This window comes from Streptomyces sp. NPDC048002 (assembly GCF_040653275.1).
Lineage (GTDB): Bacteria > Actinomycetota > Actinomycetes > Streptomycetales > Streptomycetaceae > Streptomyces.
Window position 1 is genome coordinate 81,041 of sequence record NZ_JBEZNL010000018.1, and the last position, 16,059, is coordinate 97,099.

The 16,059-nt window shown below is 74.7% G+C and carries 13 protein-coding genes and 1 pseudogene; 8 read left to right on the forward strand and 6 right to left on the reverse strand.

The annotated features are described in order from the left end of the window. The first annotated feature begins 79 nt into the window (after nt 1–79). The 4 genes from AB0E07_RS22445 to AB0E07_RS22460 all read left to right on the forward strand — a co-directional run bounded on the left by AB0E07_RS22445 (nt 80) and on the right by AB0E07_RS22460 (nt 5,118). The gene (locus AB0E07_RS22445; RefSeq protein ID WP_362254978.1) at nt 80–1,978 is read left to right on the forward strand and encodes an SWIM zinc finger family protein; all 1,899 of its coding nucleotides are present in this window, start codon (nt 80–82) and stop codon (nt 1,976–1,978) included. Between the two features lie 332 nt (nt 1,979–2,310). Then, nucleotides 2,311–3,639, forward strand: a complete 1,329-nt coding sequence (gene pcaC / locus AB0E07_RS22450; protein WP_362254805.1) for a 4-carboxymuconolactone decarboxylase — start codon at nt 2,311–2,313, stop codon at nt 3,637–3,639. A gap of 33 nt (nt 3,640–3,672) precedes the next feature. Then, nucleotides 3,673–4,308 (forward strand): MBL fold metallo-hydrolase, encoded by a 636-nt coding sequence (locus AB0E07_RS22455; RefSeq protein WP_362254808.1) that lies wholly within the window; start codon nt 3,673–3,675, stop codon nt 4,306–4,308. A gap of 30 nt (nt 4,309–4,338) precedes the next feature. After that, nucleotides 4,339–5,118, forward strand: coding sequence for an exodeoxyribonuclease III (locus AB0E07_RS22460; RefSeq protein WP_362254812.1), 780 nt, complete (start codon nt 4,339–4,341; stop codon nt 5,116–5,118). An 80-nt stretch (nt 5,119–5,198) separates the two neighbouring features. On the opposite strand, the gene AB0E07_RS22465 is transcribed toward AB0E07_RS22460, so the two are convergent. Next, a complete protein-coding gene (locus tag AB0E07_RS22465; RefSeq protein ID WP_362254980.1) occupies nt 5,199–7,049 on the reverse strand; it encodes an SGNH/GDSL hydrolase family protein in 1,851 nt (616 codons plus the stop codon). A gap of 126 nt (nt 7,050–7,175) precedes the next feature. Then, nucleotides 7,176–7,499 carry a ferredoxin gene (gene fdxA, locus AB0E07_RS22470; RefSeq protein ID WP_362254815.1) on the reverse strand — a complete coding sequence of 108 codons (324 nt, stop codon included), beginning with the start codon at nt 7,497–7,499 and terminating at the stop codon, nt 7,176–7,178. 247 nt (nt 7,500–7,746) lie between these two features. Here fdxA and AB0E07_RS22475 point away from each other — a divergent pair, with 247 nt between their 5' ends. The 3 genes from AB0E07_RS22475 to AB0E07_RS22485 all read left to right on the forward strand — a co-directional run bounded on the left by AB0E07_RS22475 (nt 7,747) and on the right by AB0E07_RS22485 (nt 10,224). Further along, nucleotides 7,747–8,703 (forward strand): hypothetical protein, encoded by a 957-nt coding sequence (locus AB0E07_RS22475; RefSeq protein ID WP_362254818.1) that lies wholly within the window; start codon nt 7,747–7,749, stop codon nt 8,701–8,703. Between the two features lie 737 nt (nt 8,704–9,440). Further along, nucleotides 9,441–9,587: a hypothetical protein gene (locus AB0E07_RS22480; protein WP_362254821.1), complete on the forward strand. Its 147-nt coding sequence runs from the start codon at nt 9,441–9,443 to the stop codon at nt 9,585–9,587. Nucleotides 9,588–10,062: 475 nt separating this feature from the next. Then, nucleotides 10,063–10,224 (forward strand): hypothetical protein, encoded by a 162-nt coding sequence (locus AB0E07_RS22485; RefSeq protein WP_351925005.1) that lies wholly within the window; start codon nt 10,063–10,065, stop codon nt 10,222–10,224. Between the two features lie 81 nt (nt 10,225–10,305). Here AB0E07_RS22485 and proB read toward each other — a convergent pair whose 3' ends face one another. The 4 genes and pseudogenes from proB to AB0E07_RS22505 all read right to left on the reverse strand — a co-directional run. Further along, nucleotides 10,306–11,526 carry a glutamate 5-kinase gene (gene proB, locus AB0E07_RS22490; RefSeq protein WP_362254825.1) on the reverse strand — a complete coding sequence of 407 codons (1,221 nt, stop codon included), beginning with the start codon at nt 11,524–11,526 and terminating at the stop codon, nt 10,306–10,308. Continuing rightward, the gene (locus AB0E07_RS22495; RefSeq protein WP_362254828.1) at nt 11,523–12,533 is read right to left on the reverse strand and encodes an alpha/beta hydrolase; all 1,011 of its coding nucleotides are present in this window, start codon (nt 12,531–12,533) and stop codon (nt 11,523–11,525) included. Before AB0E07_RS22495 ends, proB begins: the two co-directional genes overlap by 4 nt. Next, nucleotides 12,530–12,721 (reverse strand): hypothetical protein, encoded by a 192-nt coding sequence (locus tag AB0E07_RS22500; protein ID WP_362254993.1) that lies wholly within the window; start codon nt 12,719–12,721, stop codon nt 12,530–12,532. Before AB0E07_RS22500 ends, AB0E07_RS22495 begins: the two co-directional genes overlap by 4 nt. 1,617 nt (nt 12,722–14,338) lie before the next feature. Further along, a pseudogene (locus AB0E07_RS22505) lies at nt 14,339–14,569 on the reverse strand (WhiB family transcriptional regulator); the annotation flags it as partial. 419 nt (nt 14,570–14,988) lie between these two features. Between AB0E07_RS22505 and AB0E07_RS22510 the strand changes: the two are divergent. Continuing rightward, nucleotides 14,989–16,050: a PhlD gene (locus AB0E07_RS22510; protein WP_362254831.1), complete on the forward strand. Its 1,062-nt coding sequence runs from the start codon at nt 14,989–14,991 to the stop codon at nt 16,048–16,050. Nucleotides 16,051–16,059 lie beyond the last annotated feature (9 nt).

The following is a 16,059-nucleotide window of genomic DNA, read 5'->3' on the forward strand; positions in this document are numbered from 1 at the left end:
CGGGGCGTCGGCCGGGTCTGCTTCGGGGACCGAGGAGTTGGGGGAGGCGAGCGAATCGACGCCGTCTCGTACTTCGGACGTGGCGCGCGGGGCGCTGCGCCGTCCGGCTTCCACTGGCGGGGCGTCCGACGGGCCTTCCCCGGACGCCGGGGAAGCGGGCTCCGCCCCGCAGCCCAGCGACCCCACCCGCTCCCGCCCGGCGGACGTGGCCCGCGAGGCGCTGCGGGCGGCGCGCAGGGACAGACACCGGAGCGACGCGGGCCCGCAGCCGTCCCGCACTGTTCCCCGCCCCCAGCGCCCGCCTCGCAACGACACCTCCGCCGCCCGCGCACGCGCCCTGCGCGAACTCCTCGCCGACGCCTTCCGGTTGCCGCCGGACACGGAGCCGGTCGCAGGGGCCGCGACCGCGACCGAGGACGCAGAGCCGCTCGAAGTGTCAGGCGGCGTGGGCGCGGAGCCGGGCGGTGGGCCCGCGCAGCCCGGCACGCCGGGACCACGGGCGTCGGCGACGCGTACCCCGGCCGCTGCCGCCGAACCTCGGCCGCTCGGGCCCGACGCCTTCGAGGCAGCCCGTGTCGCAGCCGGGCACCCCACACCTCCCGAGCCGGAGTGGAGGCCGCGAACCCCCGACCGGGTCGCAGCCGAGCACAGCGGCCGCCCCGCCGACACGTCCACCGGTCCGGACGGCCCGGCTGCTTCCCGCGTGCCCCGTTCCATGGCCGCCCCCTCCCGGGACGGGGAGCAGCGGCGCACCTTCCCCGCCTTCCCCGCCCGGGGAGCCGGCGACGCCGGGTTCGCCGAGACCTGGTGGGGAAACGCCTGGGTGGCGGCGCTGGAGGAGGGCGCGCTGGACGCAGGACGACTCGCACGCGGGCGTGCCTACGCGGAGCAGGGGCACGTCGACGCCATCACGGTCACGCCCGGACTCGTCCTCGCCTACGTACAGGGCAGCCGCCCCCGGCCGTACCGCGTACAGGTGCGGCTGCGGACGCTCGACGACGCCGACTGGGAGCGGTTCCTGGACGCCGCCGCCGAGCGGCCGGGGCACATCGCCGCGCTGCTCGACAAGGAGATGCCGCACTCCCTGGCCGAAGGCGGAGTGCCCCTGCTGCCGGGCCCGCGGGACCTGGACCCACGATGCAGCTGCCCGGACTCGGGGCACCCCTGCAAACACGCGGCAGCCCTGTGCTACCAGACGGCACGGCTGCTCGACGCCGACCCCTTCGTACTGCTCCTGCTCCGTGGCAGGGGTGAACGCGAACTCCTCGACGCCCTCTCCCGTCTCAGCGCCACCCGCGCGGCCCGCGCCGCCCAGGACCGGGAACCGGAGCCCCTGCCGGGCGTACGGGCGAGCGAGGCCCTCGCACCCCGCCGACTCCCGCCGCTGCCCGCGCCGCTGCCGGTACCGCCGCACCCCGAGCAGCCGCCCGTGTACCCTGCGGCGCCGGGCGGGCCGGACCCGTTCGCGCTGGACCAGCTGGCGACGGACGCGGCCGCCCGCGCCCACGCCCTGCTCGCCACCGGCCGCGACCCGCTGGCGGAACTCACGCTGTGGCAGGACGCCGTACGGCTGGCCGCCGCCCGCCCGGGGTCGGGCCTCACCGCGGGAACCCGCGCCCTGTACGCCTCGCTGGCCGCGGCCGCCGACCGCACCCCCGCCGAGCTGGCACGGGCGGTCGCCGCCTGGCGCCAGGGCGGACCGGAGGGCCTCGCCGTACTGGAGGAACCCTGGGACCCGCCGGCCGGCCGCTTCGACCGGGCCCGCCCGCTCCTCCTCGCCGCCGACCTCCCCGCCTTCCGCCCCTGGCGCAACCACCTCACCCACCCCCGCGGCCATGTACAGCTCCGCCTGGGCCGCGACGGCCTCTGGTACGCGTACGAGTCGGAGCCGGGTCACGACAACTGGTGGCCCCGAGGCACCCCCGACCCCGATCCGGTCGGCGCCCTGACCGGCCTGGGCGGCCCGGACGGACCGTGAGAGCCACGGACGGCCGGTTGCAGTGACACCTCCCGGGGACGGAAGCCGCGGACGTCCTGGTCGTTCTCGCCGATGCCGATGCCGATGCCGATCCCGATGCCGATCCCGGTGCCGGTGCCGGCCGGGTGCTCCGCGCCCTCGACGATGTTCACGGGGACTGCCAGTGGTCCGCCTCCCGGTCCGGGCTGATCCGGATACCGTTCCCGCCGACGCCGGGGCGATCACGACCGTCGCGTACCACCGTGTACCAGCCGACCCCCGCACATGGGGAGGTTTCGCGAGTCTCCCAACCCCCTTCCCGCGCGGGACGTGAGATGTGGGAGCGTGAGCGGGTGAGTGAGACACCACCGAACACCCTGCAATACCGCTTTGACGGGCCCGAGGACGCACCTGTGCTGATCCTGGGCCCCTCCCTGGGCACCACCTGGCACATGTGGGACCGGCAGGTCCCCGAGCTGACGCAGCAGTGGCGGATCTTCCGGTTCGACCTGCCCGGTCACGGCGGCGCGCCCGCGTACCCCGCGGGTTCGGTCGCCGAGATCGCCGAGCGGCTGCTCGCCACCCTGGACGGACTCGGCGTGCAGCGCTTCGGCTACGCCGGCTGCGCCCTCGGCGGCGGCGTCGGTGTGGAGCTGGCGCTGCGTCACCCGGAGCGGCTCGCCTCCCTCGCGCTGATCGCCGCCTCGCCCCGCTTCGGCACCGCCGACGAGTTCCGCCAGCGCGGCGTGATCGTCCGTACCAACGGCCTCGACCCCATCGCCAGGACCTCGCCCGAGCGCTGGTTCACCCACGGCTTCGCCGCCGCCCAGCCCGCCATCACCGACTGGGCCGTACAGATGGTGCGCACCACCGACCCCGGCTGCTACATCGCCGCCTGCGAGGCACTGGCCGCCTTCGACGTGCGGGCCGAACTGACCCGTGTCGGGGCGCCCACCCTGGTCCTGGTGGGCTCCGAGGACCAGGTCACCGGCCCCGCCGAGGCCCGCACCCTGGTCGCCGGGATCCCGGACGCCCGGCTCGCCGTCGTCCCGGGCGCGTCCCACCTGGTGCCGGTCGAGCAGCCGGCCGCCGTCACCGATCTGCTGGTCCGGCACTTCTCGACGGCCTGGCAGCCCGCCTACGACTCCTCCACCGGCCAGGTCGCCCTGCCCGCGCACGCCGCGAAGCCGGTGCCCGCGACCGCCCCGGTGCCGGTCGCCGCGGTCCCGGTGCCGCCGCAGCCCGCGCCCATCGCGGAGATCGCCCCGGCCCCCGTGCCCGTCCCCTTGGCGGGCGGGCGGCCCGACCCCTACGACGCCGGGATCAAGGTGCGCCGGGAGGTCCTCGGGGACGCGCACGTCGACCGGGCGCTGTCGCAGGCCGACGAGTTCTCGGGCGACTTCCAGGAGTTCGTGACCCGCTACGCCTGGGGCGAGATCTGGGACCGCCCCGGCCTGGACCGCCGCTCGCGCAGCTGTGTCACCCTCACCGCCCTGGTCGCGGGCGGTCACCTGGAGGAGCTGGCCTTCCACACCCGGGCCGCGCTGCGCAACGGCCTGACCCCGGTGGAGATCAAGGAAGTGCTGCTCCAGGCCGCCGTCTACTGCGGCGTACCGGCGGCGAACAGCGCGTTCAGCGTGGCCCAGCAGGTCATCCGCGAGGAGACCACCCCCACCGAGTGAGCCGGCGCCGGGGCGCGGAGGCAGGATGGTGGCATGAGGTTCACGAAGAAGTCGCACGCCTGCGTCCGTCTGGAGAAGGACGGGCGCACGCTCGTCCTCGACCCCGGCGTCTTCAGCGAGGAGGACGCCGCCGCCGGCGCCGACGCGATCCTGGTCACCCACGAGCACCCCGACCACTTCCACGAGGAGCGTCTGCGCACCGCCCTGGAGGCGAACCCGGCCGCCGAGATCTGGACCCTGAAGTCGGTCGCCGACCGTGTCTCGGCGGCCTTCCCGGGCCGTGTGCACACCGTCGGCCACGGCGACACCTTCACGGCCGCAGGTTTCGACGTCCAGGTCCACGGCGAGCTGCACGCGGTCATCCACCCCGACATCCCGCGCATCACCAACGTCGGCTACCTCGTCGACGGCGGCCGGGTCTTCCACCCCGGTGACGCCCTGACCGTCCCCGGCCACCCGGTCCAGACGCTGCTGCTCCCGGTGATGGCCCCCTGGAGCAAGATCTCCGAGGTGATCGACTACGTCCGCGAGGTCAAGCCGCAGCGCGCCTACGACATCCACGACGCCCTGCTCACCGACCTCGCCCGGCCGATCTACGACAACCAGATCGGCGCCCTGGGCGGCACCGAGCACCTGCGGCTGGCCCCCGGGCAGAGCGCGTCTCTCTGATTGTCAGTGGCGCCGGGTAGGTTGTGGGACATGCGCATCGCGACCTGGAACGTGAACTCGATCACCGCACGCCTGCCGAGGCTGCTGGCCTGGCTGGAGAGCAGCGGCACCGATGTGCTGTGCCTCCAGGAGGCCAAGGTCGCCGAGGACGCCTTCCCGACCGAACAGCTGCGTGAGCTGGGCTACGAGTCGGCGGTCAACGCCACGGGCCGGTGGAACGGCGTGGCGGTGATCTCCCGCGTCGGCATCGAGGACGTCGTCAAGGGCCTGCCCGGCGACCCGGGCTACGACGGCTCGGTCGAGCCCCGTGCCCTCTCCGCGACCTGCGGCCCGGTCCGCGTCTGGTCGGTGTACGTGCCCAACGGCCGCGAGGTCGACCACCCGCACTACGCCTACAAGCTCCAGTGGTTCGAGGCCCTGAGAGCGGCGGTCGCCGGTGACGCGGCCGGTGGCCGCCCCTTCGCGGTGCTGGGCGACTACAACGTGGCGCCGACGGACGACGACGTCTACGACGCGGCCGCCTTCGAGGGCCTCACCCATGTCACCCCCGCCGAGCGGGCCGCCCTGGCGTCGCTGCGCGAGGCGGGCCTGTCGGACGTCGTGCCCCGCCCCCTGAAGTACGACCACCCCTACACCTACTGGGACTACCGCCAGCTCTGCTTCCCCAAGAACCGCGGCATGCGCATCGACCTCGTCTACGGCAACGAGCCGTTCGCGAAGGCCGTCAAGGACAGCTACGTGGACCGTGAGGAGCGCAAGGGCAAGGGCGCCTCGGACCACGCGCCGGTCGTCGTGGACCTGGACGTCTAGCGCGGGCATCCGCCCGGCAGCGCGCGGCACCCCGGCAGCACGCGGGGGCCTGGAACGCGGGGACCTGGCACGCGGGAGCCCTAGAAGCGGCCGGACCCGCCCGGTTCCAGCGCGCGCAGGTCGACCGACCCGGCGAGCGCGGCGAGCCCCGCGTCGCCGGGGTGCAGATGGTCGCCGCTGTCGTACCGGGGCAGCATCCGGGCCGGGTGCGCGGGGTCGCGCAGGACGGCGTCGAAGTCGAGGATCCCGTCGAAGTCGCCCGAGGAGTTCCGGATCCACGCGTTCACCTCGGCCCGCTCCGCGTCCACGGCGGCCGTGCACCGTGCCTCGCCCTCGCAGGGCACGAGCGTGGCCACCAGCATGCGCAGACCCCTCGCGTGTCCGAGCTGCGCGAGCCTGCGCAGGCCCGACACGACCTGCTCCGAGCCGGCTCCCCAGCGGACGTCGTTGATGCCCAGGAACACCACCGCCGTACGCACCGAGGGCCGGGCGAGGACGTCGCGGTCGAAGCGGTTGAGGGCGCTGACCCCGGACAGGTCGGTGGAGACACCGTCCCCGGGGTAGCCGTCGGTGACCACCCGGTTGCCGGAGAGCCCGAGGTTGAGCACGCCGTAGTGGGGTACTTCGCGCTGACCGAGCAGCCGGGAGGCGAGTACGTTCGGCCAGCGGCGGTTGGCGTCGGTGGTGGACCTGTTCCCGTCGGTGATCGAGTCGCCGAGCAGCGCCACCGACCCGGGCCCGCCGGGCACGTCCACCCCGGCGAGCAGCGGCCAGGTCGTCAGCGTCGAGGTGTACGCCGAGCCGGTCGCGTCGGCCGCGTGGTCGCCCGGTTCGCTGACGTACGAGCGCTGCTGTGCGACCCGGTGCACCGGCGCCGCCGTGACGGTTCCGGGCAGATGGAAGCTGACCAGCAGGTTGGCGTCGGCGGGCACCTCGAAGCCGAGCGGATCGCTGAACACCTGGGCGCCCGCGGCGATCTCGGTGCCCGCGGTGCCGCCGAAGGTCAGCGGCGCCGGTGCGCTCAGCGGTACCGCACCGGACCCCTGCACCGCCACCGTGGCCGCCCCGATGCGCACCGGCGCCCCCGCGAAGGTGTTGTCGAACCGCACCCGGACCCGCGGCCCGCCCACCGAGGTGTGCACGACCAGCCGCAGCGTCCGGTCCGTCCAGGGGCCCACGGTGGCGTACCCGCCGGTCGCGGCGGACCAACTGCCGGTCCAGCCGGAGGTGGTGGTACGCACCGCGACGGCGAAGACATGCAGCCCGGCCGCGCGCGGCAGCCGTACCGAGGCCACCTCGCGGTCGGCGGCGAGCGGCACCGTCACCACGTACAGGCGGGCCTTCTCGGCACGCGGGCCGTCGGGGGTGTTGATGTGCGGGAGGGCCAGGGCCTTGGTGGCGAGCGAGCCGGTGCGCCAGTCGGGGGCGCTCAGCGGGTACGGGCTCTGCCCGCCGTCGGTGTAGGCGACCGTGCCCAAACCGCCCGTCTCGGCGCCGGCGGTGCCCGCGACGAGGAAGGCCAGCGCGTCGCCCCGGCCGCCGACCAGGACGTCCTGGCCGTCGGCGAGGACGTTGTCGGGTTCGCCCGGCGCACGGTCGGGCCAGGTCAGCGGGGCGCCCTGGACGGACAGCGTCCGGCCCGGGTGCCAGCCGGCGGCGGCCAGGTCCTGGGCCGACAGGGAGGCACCCGAGCCGTCGAAGTCGGCCTCCTCGGGGCGCGCGTCGTCGCTGACCGCGGTGTTGTCGAAATACCGAGCCAGGGGGAGCGGCTCGGCGGCGGTGGCCGCAGTCCCCGCAGCGGCCGCAGTGGCCGCGGCCGCCGAAGCGGCCGTGGTTGCCGAGGCGGTTGCGGTCGCCGAGGCGGTTGCCGCCGAGACCGGCAACAGTCCCGCGATCAGCGCGCACACGACCCCCGCGCCCCGAAGACTCAGCCGCACGTCCCGCCCCTCTCCTCGGCACACCCTTCGCTGACGTGATGTCAGGCGGGCACAAGCTATGGAGGTGGCGGGCGAAGGTCAACGAGGGCCGGGCGGACGGCCGCCGAACTCACCCGTTCGTCACGGAGTGGCCGACACCGGCAGCTCGGCCACCACGGGGTGGTCGTCCTGCGCGCCGTCGAGGTTGGACGCCCCGCCGGGGGAGCCCAGCTCGGCGAAGAACTCCGTGTCGGCCTTGCGGAAGGCCGCCCACTCGCCGGGCACGTCGTCCTCGAAGAAGATCGCCTCGACGGGGCAGACGGGTTCGCAGGCACCGCAGTCGACACATTCGTCGGGGTTGATGTACATCTTCCGCCGGCCTTCGTAGATGCAGTCGACGGGGCACTCGTCGACGCAGGCCTTGTCCTTCAGGTCGACGCAGGGCTGGGCGATGACGTACGTCATGACTGACTCTCCGTGGTCCAGGTGGCGTTGCCGGGCTGGTGAGTGCGGTGAGGGTAGGTGCCGCGGCAGGAATCCCCGTGGACGGCGGATGGAGTCCGTCTCGAACCGGCGTGGCCGGGTGGTCGCCGCGTTCGCGGGGTGGGCTCGGGCGCACGGATGTGCTGGTTGCGGGCCCTAATTCAGCACCCGTAGACTTCAACAGGCAGTGAAATAACGTGTTCCGTGCCAGGCGCGGTGAAAGGACGTCGTGAACACCGTGTTCTCGGTTCTCGTGCTCGGTACGGCCTCGGCGTTGGCGTACGCGGCCGCCGCCGTCGGGCAGCGCCTCGCCGCGCTCCGGGCCACCGGCCCCCTCGGCGTGGGCCTGCGGCGGTCCGCGTCCTGGTGGGTCGCCGTCCTCCTCAACGTCCTGGGCGCCGTGCTGCACACCGCCGCGCTGCGCTATGGGTCCCTGGTCACCGTGCAGATGCTCGGAGTGCTGACGCTCGTCGCCGCCCCGCTGCTGTCCTCGGTCGTGCTGCGGCAGCGGATGACTCCGGCCCAGTGGTCGGCGACGGGACTGACCGTGGCGGGGGTCGTGGGGCTGCTCGCGCTGGTGCCGTCCGCCGGGGAGAGCCGCCCGCTCGACTCGGGCGAGCTGGTCGGTGTGGTGCTCCTGACCGCGGCCGGCATGGGAGTTCCGGTCGTCGCGGCAGCGGTCAGCCGGAGCGTGGCGGCGGCCAGCCTGTGTCACGCGGCCGCCGCGGGCATCGCCTTCGCCGCCGCTTCGGCGCTGGCGCAGACCGCCGTGCTCCAGGTGACCGGCGCGGGCAGCGGTACCTTCGCCTCGACCCTCCTGGTCGCCGGCGGGGTGCTGTTCCTCGCCCCCGCCGGCCTGCTGCTGTGCCAACTCGCCTACCGGGGCGGGCTGGAGGCCCCGCTGGCCACGGTCACCCTGGTCAACCCCGTGTTCGCCGTGGTGATCGGAGCGGCGGTGCTGGGCGACCGGTACGCCACGGGCCCGTTGACGGTGGCCGCCGGAGTGGCCGCCGCGCTCGCCGCGGGGCGGGGCGTGTTCGTCCTCGCGCGCGCCGAGACGCACGGCGCACCCGAGGGCGCCCGACCTCAGGTCGCCGCGCCCGGTGGTCACTTCTGGGGCATACGGCTGCGGAGATCGACGGCGGTCGCGGTGGGGGCGGGGGCCGGTGCGGAGTCGCGCCGGTAGTGAACCGGCCGTTGGGGGAGCGTGGTTGGGGTCGCGATGGCACCCCGGCAGACTCCGGCCGCGACCGCACGTGCCGAACGGGCGTTTGTGGGGCGGTGACTTGGGGCGTACGGGGGTCGCGAGGCGACGGCTGCGCAACCCGGGCCTTCGTGGGGGTGGGCCCGATGGGTCCGGTGGGCCGGGTGGAGTGGGTGGCTGTGGGGGTGGGCTACGCGGGCCCGGGTGCCCGCGGTGGGTGCCCACGGTGGGTGGCAGATAGGGCTCGCCGGTCGCGTGAGAGTCGGCGGCTGCGGTCCGGCGCAGGCGGTGGCGACCGAGGGCTTCGGCGTCGACGCCCTGCCGGGGTTGCTCCCATGGACGGGCCCTCGCGGGAGCCCACTCCTGGTGTGAGCCGCGACCGGCAGGTCGCACCCCCGCGACCGCGCGCACCGCACCACGGGTGACGGTGGGCCGGGAGGCCGGTCGCTTCGGCAGGGCGTGTTCCGGTCGGGGCGGCGACCGGGCCGGTGGGAGGGCGCCCGCTCCCGCCGGCTCCGGTCGATCACGGCTCAGAGCCCGCAGGAGGCGGCGTCGTGGAGGGTCGCTCAAGGCTCGGCCCAGGGTCGCTCGGGGCCCGGAACTGCGGCTCTTGTCGGGGTTGTCGGGCCGTGCGACGCTCGGACGAGGTGAGTTCACCGAGCGTTGAGTTCACCGCTCTCGCCGTGTGCCGCGGCGGTCGTACACCACAGGGAGTCCCTATGAGTGGCACGGGTTCTGGTCTCACCGTTCATCCGGACGAGGCCGAGGCGCTTGCCTGGGTGATGCTGGCGGAGCTGTCGGGGACCGAGCCGGCGCCGCCCGTGGCCGAGGCCGAGGCCATGGCGGGAGACGGCGGTGAGGGGTGACCGTCGCGGTCCCCGTCGGTGCCCCGGCCGCTCCCACGGAGCCGGAACCGGCGCGCGAAGGACACGTGCGGGCCGCTGCCCCGGCCTCTCGGGCCGCCGCCCGGCTTCCTGCCGCCACCTCCGGTGACCCGCGCAACACCGCCCTGCTCGCCGTCGCCCGAAGGCTGACCGTCGCCCCCGCCGACATCCTGGCCGCCCACCGACGTGACCCCGTCTCCGCCCACGAGGCAGGGCAACCTGACCCAGCAGTAGACCAGTTGACCTCCGCTCGCAGCGGCCCGACCGGATCCCGTGGGCGCCGCCCCGGCCGGCTCGGGCACGGCTGCGGGCTGAACTCGGCGTCTCCACCCAGAAGCTGCACGCGCGCGGGCCCATCGGCTCGACCGCGCTGACCACCACCAAGTACGTCCTGGTGGGCGACGGGCACACCAGGGGCGGACCGCCCGCCCCGCTGCCCCGGACGGGAGGTCCGTTCATGCAGATCCGCATCATCACCAAGACCAAGCCGGCGGGCCGGCTCGTGTACCGGCACGAGTCACGGCGGGTGCGCCTGCGGGCCGCTCCCGCCCCGCCGCTCGGCCTGGCGGGGGTGGACGACGACCCTGCCGAACTGCACATCGTGCGCAGCATCGACTGAGCGAGCCGCTCACGGGGCCGCTCACGGGGCGGCGCCCGTCGGACTTCCCGACGGGCGCCGCCCCGTGAACGTGTGCCGGGCTCAGAAACCGGGACCGCCGGCGTCCCGCGCCGCGAACTCCCGCGCGGGCAGCACCCGTACGTTCACCTGCCGGCGCAACTGCGAGGGGAAGGCGGTGCGGGCGGCCGCCGGGAGGAGGACCAGGTCGTCCTGGTGCACCACCTCCCGGCCGGAACGCCCGCGCAGCAGCGACAGTTCCTGGAAGGCGATCGAGGCGAGGCCGCGGGCGACCACGTTTCCCTCCTCGTCGAGGAGTTCCACCGGGTCGCCCGCCACGAACTGGCCCGCGACGCGGGTCACCCCCGTCGCCGGAAGCGCGCCCCGCCCGTGGACCAGGGCGTGCACCGCGTCCGTGGTCAACTGCACCGTGCCGCGCGGGCTGCTGGCGTGCTCCAGCCACAGCAGATGGTCGGAGTTGCGGTCCCCGGTGCGGTGGAAGAGCGTGCCCGTCTCCCGGCCGGCCAGCGCGTCGGCGGCGTGCCGGGCGGCGGTGAGCACCACCGGGACGCCCGCGCCGGTCGCGATGCGCGCGGCCTCCACCTTGGTCTTCATCCCGCCGGTGCCGACGCCCGAGCTGCCCGCGTCGCCCAACTCCACCTCCGCGAGGTCCTGTTGTCCGTGCACATCGGTCAGGAGCCGCGCTCCGGGCCGCCTCGGGTCGCCGTCGTACAGCCCGTCGATGTCGGACAGCAGCACCAGCAGGTCGGCGCGGACCAGATGGGAGACGAGCGCGGCGAGGCGGTCGTTGTCACCGAACCGGATCTCGGACGTCGCCACCGTGTCGTTCTCGTTGACGATCGGCACCGCGCCCATCGACAGCACCTTGGTCAGCGCCCGGTAGGCGTTGCGGTACTGGGCGCGGCGGCCGATGTCGTCGGCGGTCAGCAGGACCTGGCCGACCCGCAGCCCGTAGCGGGCGAACGAAGCCGTGTACCGGGCCACCAGCAGGCCCTGGCCCACACAGGCGGCGGCCTGCTGCCCCGCCAGGTCCTGCGGGCGCTCGGCCAGCCCCAGGGGCGCCAGTCCCGCGGCGATGGCGCCCGAGGAGACCAGCACGATCTCGGTGCCGCCGGCGATGGTGCGGGCCAGCACGTCGACGAGGGCGTCCACGCGGTCGGAGTCCAGCCCGCCCACCGCCGTCGTCAGTGAGGACGAACCCACCTTCACCACGATCCGCCGCGCCCTGAGCACATCGAGGCGCAGACCGTCGTCCGTGGCGGGGTCCATGGGCGGCCGGTTCATCGTTCCGCTCCGGAGTCGAGGGCGAGTTCCCGGGGCGCGCCCGGGGCGGACTCGCCGCGTTGTCGTAGGTCGCGCAGGAGCGCGTGCACGGTCTCCACGACCAGCACCGGGCGCTCGTACGGCAGGTCATGGCCCTGTTTCGGCACGGTGTGCAGGGTCGCCCCCGGGATGTCGTCGGCCAGGCGCAGGGCCTGGCCGGGTGGTGTGTAGCTGTCGAGGGCGCCGACCAGGATCCGGGTCGGCACCCGGCTGAGCGCGCCGAGCCGGCCCACACAGTCGTGCGTGGCCAGCGCGGCGAAGAACTCGGCGACGGTCAGTGGGGGGATGGTGCGCAGCGCGTGGGCGTCGGCCCGGGCGTGGTCGGTCTGCGGGCCCCGCCCGAACAGGACGTTCCACAGCGGGGCCGTCGAGGGGTGCGAGAGCGGTCCGGTGAGCAGCCGGTGCACGGTCCTGGCCCAGCCGGCCGAGCGCAACAGGCCGTCCACGACGATCCGTTCGGCCTGCGCCCGGCGCTGCGCGCCCCGGCCCTCGGGCACGAACGGCACCGCGCCCACGTCCTGCACGCACGTCGAGAACAGCGCGGCGCCGGACACCCACGGACCGAACATCTCCGGCCGGGCCGCGGCCAGTTGCTGTACGGCCATCCCGCCCATGGAGTGCCCGACGAGCAGTACGGGACCGTCGTCGGGGTTCGTCGCCCGGCGCAGGACGAGGTCGAGGTCCCGTCCGAGCAGTGCCATGTCCAACGGCGCGTCCCCACGGGTCGAGCGGCCGTGCCCGCGCTGGTCGTAGCTGACCGCCCGCAGCGCGGGGAAGCCGGGCCGGGGCCGGGTCAACGCCTCGATGTGCGGCCGCCATTCGAGGGCGGACATGGTCCACCCGTGCGAGAGGACCACCGTTGCCTCGGCGTCCGGCGACCCGTGCGCGTACACGACGATCTCGGCGTCGTCGTCCGTGACGACGGTCCCGGCGAGCCGCCGCGCCTGCAACTCCCGTACGGCGCTCATGACGTACCGCCCCGCTTGCCGGAGCCGCCCGGGACCGGCCGGATGGTGATGGTGACCCGGGGGCTCCGCGGCGCGACGAAGGTCCGCGCCGAACCGGTGGTCAACGTGACCCGTGGTCCCTCGGGCAGCCTGCGCGCCTTGGGCGAGAGCAGCAGCCGCACCCGGTCGACGTACAGCGGTGCGTCCACCCGGCCCGGCCCGGGTCGCCCCTCGTCTCCGGTCCGGAACGGTCCGGCGTCCGACGGCCCGGCCGCACGCCCCCGTTCACCACCCCCCGCCGCCTCGACGCCCCGCCGAGGCGCGGGCATGAGCCGAGCCCGCGCCCCCGAGGCCCCCGACGCAAGTCCGGAACCGGGCGGTATTCGGGTACTGGTGGTCGGCCGGGGGCCGGGGGTGGGCGGTACATGGGTGCCGGTGGTCGGTCGAGGGCTGGAGGTGGGCGGCACCCGGGTACCCGTGGTCGGCCGGAAGTCGGCGGCGGGCGGTATTCGGGTACCTGTGGTCGGCCGGAAGTCGGCGGTAGGCGGCACCCGAGTGCCTGTGGTCGGCCGGGGGCCGGACGCGCCGGGGGAACGGATGCCGTCGGGGGTGGGCCGTTGGCCCGGAGTGATGGGCGGCCGAGCCCCGTCGGCGGCCGGGCGCCCGTCGTAGGGCCTGCGGCGCGGCTCGGGGGAGACGGGGTAACCCGTGCGCCCCCCGGAGGCGGCCGGCCCCTCCGAAGCAAGCGGCGTGGGCCCGCGCCCGGGGGCCGAGCGTGCCCCGCCGGGCGGCACTGGGTAGCCGCTGGGCAGTCGAGGGTCGCCTTCAGCTCCCCTTCCTAGGGCGGCAGGGGCGGGAACCGGGCGGCCTGCCGTCCTGCCGTCCCTGTTGAGCGGCGCGCCTTCTCCGCGACCGGAGGTCGGGCCCGCCCCACCAGGACGTGCGGGAGAGACGCCGGGGGGCTGCTCGCGGCCTTCGGTTCGGTTTCTGTCCGCGGTGGTCGAGCCGGGTGCGGGTCGCGCGTCCGCGCGGGTCGGGGCGCCGCCGTGCCGGGGGTTCGGGCGCCGAGCGTCCGGGGGTACGGGGGAGCCGCCGGGGAGTTGGTGGGCGCCCTCGGGCCGCCTTCCCCCGCTCGCGGTCGGGCGGGGTTCCGTCCACCCGTCCGCGTGGGTCGGGACTCCTCCGCGCCCGGGGATCGGGCGACCCGCGCCGGGCGACGCCGGGACGCCGCCGGGAGTACGGTGGGCGCCCTCCGTTCGTGGCCCGTTGCCGGGAGCCGACGTCGAACGGCCGGGTGCGGCCGGCAGGCGCCGCGCCTCGGCGCCGGGCACCGCCCCGCCGAGGGCACCCGGCGGTGACCAAGGTCCGCCCGTGGGCGACGGTCCCGCTGGATGGGCTCCGGTGGGGGGCAGTTGAGGGCGCGGCTGGTAGCCGGACCGCGCCACCCCGAACCCCGTAGCGGGAGAGGGCGCCCGGCGGGCAGGCACCGCCGCGCCGGGACGTTCCGCGCCGGTCACGCCCTCCGGCACGCCCGCCCGCCGCACCCGCTTGCGCGGTGCCCGGGGATTGGGCATCCCGCTCACCGGACCCCGCGTGCAGGACGACGCCAACTCCGCGAGGTGCCAAGCTTGTTGGACCTGGCCGAAGCTGATGCCGAGGGCGCCCGCGATACGGCGCGGGGTCCAGCCGTGGTGGCGCAGGTACCACACGTACGCGGGCCGCTCCCGGGGCGTCGCGCTCAGCCTGCGCCCGCCGCCCGCCAGGAGGGCGGCCAACTGCGCCCCGGTCGACTCCAGCGTGCCGGCGATCCGCAGCAGCTCCCGCCGCTCCCGCGCGTTGAACCCGCCCCAGATCCCGGCGCCCTCGTCGTGCAGCAGCGCCTCCCGCAGGCACTCGCGGGCCACTGGACAACGCCCGCACAGGCGCTTGGCGGTCGCTTCCCGGTCGAGGCCGCCCGAGGCTCCGGGGAGCGGGAAGAAGGTCTCGGGGTCGGTGTCGCGGCAGGCCGCGTGTTCCGTCCAGGGGTCGGGGTCCGCGTAGTGCGGAGGTGCCTGCATGGCGGTCGGCCCTTTCTCGGTGTGATCCCGGTGGCCGGTGGTGGTCTCGGCTGTCCTCCCGGATTAAATTCCATACGCGTTGAATTTCGCTCTAGTTGGAGTCAACTCCGCTCTCGTACCTTCAAGTTGCGAGGTGGACCCCGGGTCGTGTCCGGCAGGGGAAAGCCTCGAACGCATCTTTCCTGCATCGCCATGTGCCGTCGGGCGCGCTGTTCGCCATGCGCGCTTTCGGCGAACCGCGCCATCGAAGCGCCTGCGAAGGCAGCACCGTCACACACCGGGGGGAGTGTTCGGCATGCCCAGATTCTCCGTGGGGCGATTCGCCCGACAGCGGCTGCGACGCCGGTCGGGCGCCCGACCGCCGGGCCGGACGTGATCGGCGCCTTCTCACCTGCTGGTTCCCAATCCTTGGAGATGTCGTGCCCGTTGTGACCGCACCCGTCGTCGCCCTGCCCCGCTACCAGGTGACCACGGACGAACTCATCAAAGAGATAAGCGAGTTGTACGCGGACGAGCCAAGGCTCGCCGCAGGCTGCCGGGCCATTCGGGGTACCACCATTCAGACGCGCTGGTACACCCGGCCGCCGATGGAGTGGCTGCGCCGGCAGCCCCCGGTCGAGCAGCAGGCGCGTGAACACCTCGAAGCCTCCCTGGAGCTGGCGGAACGCGCCGCCAGAGGTGCGCTGCGGGAGGCGGGCCTGTGCGTCGGCGAGGTCGACGCCATCGTGGTCACCAGTGCCACCGGACACACCATGCCGGGCCTCGACGTGGGGCTGGTGCGCCGCCTGGACCTGCGGCCTTCGGTCCGGCGGATCCCGGTGACGCAGATGGGCTGCGCGGGCGGGGTGTTCGGGATCTCCACGGCCATGGAACTGGTCGCGGCCCGGCCGGAGGCGAACGTGCTCGTCGTGTGCGCCGACGTCTTCAGCTACTACCTGAACCACGCCGACACCGACATGACGGGCCTGATCCTCAAGGGGCTGTTCGCCGATGCCGCGGGCGCCTGCGTGGTGCGGGGGAGCGCGAACGGCCCGCACATGGAACTCACCGGTTCGTGGGAGTGCCTGCACCTGGGGAGCCAGGACGTGGTCGGAACCCGTACCTCCAGTCATGGGCTGCACGGTTACAACTCTCCCGTGCTGGTGAACGCCATCCGAGGGGTCCTGCCGAGGCTGGTCGAATGGCTGGAGCTCACCGCGCCGCCCGGGGAGAACGGCCGGCCGGAGTTCATCGTCTCGCACACCGGCGGGCCCCGGATCATCGACGCCCTCGCCGCCGGGATCGGCGGCCCGCCCGAACTGTTCGGCCTGGCCCGCGACTCGCTGCGGGACGTGGGCAACGTGGGCTCGGCCTCGGTGCTGGAAGTCCTGGAGCGCACGTTCGCCAAGCCGCCCGCCGACGGTGCGCGCGGACTGCTGCTCGCGGCCGGGCCGGGCGTCGCCATCATGGCGGTGAAGGCCGTCTGGCACGACGAGGTCTGATGCGGTGCC